At 30.7% G+C, this 2,377-nt stretch carries 1 protein-coding gene; it reads left to right on the top strand.

What is annotated here, in order from left to right; genetic code table 11:
* Positions 1-648: 648 nt before the first annotated feature.
* Positions 649-987, top strand: a complete 339-nt coding sequence (locus tag ACEW7V_RS01320; RefSeq protein WP_374695634.1) for a DNA gyrase C-terminal beta-propeller domain-containing protein — start codon at positions 649-651, stop codon at positions 985-987.
* Positions 988-2,377: the final 1,390 nt, after the last annotated feature.

The raw sequence follows: 2,377 nt of genomic DNA, 5'->3' as shown, positions 1-2,377 counted from the left end.
AATCAACGGGCGCAATACATGTTTGCTGCATTGCTTTTGCCTTAGTTGAAAACTCTAATTGGTTTTCTTAAACAAATCTTTAGAAGCTTTTTTCAATTTCCGCATCAGAGATTATTAACCGCCAAAAAAAGCTTTTGAACTCAAAAAAAGCAAGCGAAAGAAAAACATTTAGTAAATAGCTCTTATCACTATTTTAGAAATATTATCGAAACTGCTATTAAACTCATCAAAACTTCTACAGATGTCAAAGAAGCCCAAAGCAATTAATGCAAAGATACAATTTTTGATGAAATACAAAGCTCAAAGCGATTTTAGAAATGTCCTCCAAGACTTGCTAACCAGAAACTCAAAAACTTATCACTGAAGAAAAAAACCTCACTCAAGAAATTTTAGAATGCCAAAGTATCATTGATTCCCAAAAGAAAAAAGAACGCATTTAGGACAAGAACTTCTAGAAATGAAGAAAAAATACCAAGATGACAGAGAAAAACTACCCTCAATTTTGATGCGACCCTAAACTTTGAAGACGAAGACTTAATCGAAGAAAAACCTATCATTATTACAATTACTAACAAAGGCTACATCAAAAAGCATGGATATTGATACTTACAAACAACAAAAAGAATTGGAGCAAAGAGCGTTTCTGGTATGAAAATCTACGAAGAAGACTTTATTGAACATCTAGCAATTACTTCTACTCACGATTATCACTTATTTTTTACTAACAAAGGCAAAGTCTATCAACTCAAAGGCTACGAAATTCCTTTAGGTCAAAGACAATCCAAAGGAAGCCATCTTGTTAATTTCTTACCATTCGAAAAAGACGAATTTTTAACTTCTTTCACCAGTGTTAAAAACTTTGATCAATCCCAAGATTACTTATTCTTTGCTACCAAAAAAGGCATAGTCAAAAAAAACACCTCTCAAAGAATACAGCCACATTTCCAAAGAGGTCTTATTGCAATTAGGTTAAAAAGAAAACGATGAAGTCCTTACAGTAAACAAAACCACAGGCACTAAAAATATCATTCTAGCATCTAACAATGGCAATGCTATTTGTTTTTGTGAAACCAAAATTAAAAAGTATTAGTCGCAACAGCATGGGTGTAGTGGAATGCGTCTTGGAAGCATTCATTTGTAGTAGGAGCTGCTTTATTTGACACTGATTCCAAAGCATCAAAACATTTTAAATAATAATGACTGAAAACAGCTTTGGAAAAATAACCAACGTCAATAATACGGTCAGCACGTAATTAGCAAAGGAAGCTCTAAAATTATCCCAAAGTAAACGACCAAAAAGGAAGACTTATTACTACAAGTTGTCCTCCCTACAGATGATCTTATTGTTTCTTCTGACAAAGGACAAGTAGTAAAATTAACAATTGACAAATTACCAAAACCAAAACAAAGCTACCCAAGGAACGCGCATCATCAAATTAAAAACAAGGTCATAAAGCAGTTTCAGTAGCGGTTGTCAAAAAGAAGTATCATGTAGATGGCGTAGAAAATTAATTTTAAACCAACAACAAAAGACAAAACACCAAAGGAAAAAGAACAAAAGGTCTTATCATATTATTTTAATCTCGTAATTAAAGGTCTAAACGCATATGAAAACCAAAATATATTTAGAAACAATTACTAATACCCCAAAAGAAACCCAAATATTAGGTTACAATTTAGGAAAAAAAACTCATCAATCAAAAAAAAAACACTCCCAAAAGAAAAACAAAACAAAACAATCATTTTATTACAAAGGCTCTTTGGGTTGTGGAAAAAACTATCTTTACTAAGGGTTTTATTAAAAAAGTTTTGCATCCTTCAAGAATGTTTGTAGTCCTACTTTTTGTCATTTCTAAAACCTACAAGAACAAATTGCACACTATTTATCATCTTGATTTATATCGCACAGGCTCAGGACTGAATTTTTAGAAGAACTATTAGAAGATCTTACTTATCAAGATTTTGTTATAGTAGAATATTTTAAAATTGCAGTTACATTTTTTCCTGATTTTGCTTTTTTTAGTAGAAAATGACATTTTTAAAATGAAACTCAAAGAAAATTACTATCTATCAAAATAGAAACCTTGATAATAAAATAAAGTGGATCAAAATGATATGCAAAATACTTATTCCAAAATCAACCTTTAAATTTTTTGCAACTTTAACCAAACTTTGGAAAGCGATACGAAAATGAATCACAAAACATTTTAATTCTAGATATCCTCAAAAGCCAAATAGTTATTTTAGTTATCCAAGGAAAAATTACTACTTTCAAATCCCGCCTTGACAAAAACGATTATGTCCTTGCATGATTCCTTTAATTGAAAGTGTCTTACAAGAAAATAATTTAGGTCTAAACAACTTAGATGCTTTAATA

Source organism: Areca yellow leaf disease phytoplasma, assembly GCF_041920595.1.
Note: the sequence above shows the minus strand (reverse complement) of the source record. Positions and strands in the feature narration are given on the sequence as shown.

Coding starts and splice junctions, on each gene's coding strand:
- ACEW7V_RS01320 (WP_374695634.1), top strand. CDS start 649: ATGAAAATCTACGAAGAAGACTTTATTGAACATCTAGCAATTACTTCT.